The organism is Parvimonas sp. M20 (assembly GCF_035282425.1).
GTDB lineage: Bacteria > Bacillota > Clostridia > Tissierellales > Peptoniphilaceae > Parvimonas.
Map to the genome: position 1 here is coordinate 1 of NZ_JAYKBQ010000256.1, position 245 is coordinate 245.

1 tRNA gene is annotated in these 245 nt (G+C 46.9%); it reads right to left on the reverse strand.

Annotated elements, in window-relative coordinates:
- Window positions 1-87: 87 nt before the first annotated feature.
- Window positions 88-164, reverse strand: a tRNA-Ile gene (locus VJI93_RS09165).
- Window positions 165-245: the final 81 nt, after the last annotated feature.

A 245-nucleotide genomic window follows, 5' to 3' on the forward strand; every position in this document is an offset into this window, starting at 1 on the left:
TCTCAGTGCCAAGGCATTCACCTTATGCCCTTGGTCGCTTGACCAGAAATATATTTCTCTTTAATTGTCAGGTTTCTAATGTTGTATTGGTGGGCCTGGGGGGACTCGAACCTCCGACCTCACGCTTATCAGGCGTGCGCTCTAACCAGCTGAGCTACAGGCCCATATAGTGATAAAACTAAGAATTTTAATTGAACTGTCGTTCTTCGTACTCCTTAGAAAGGAGGTGATCCAGCCGCACCTTC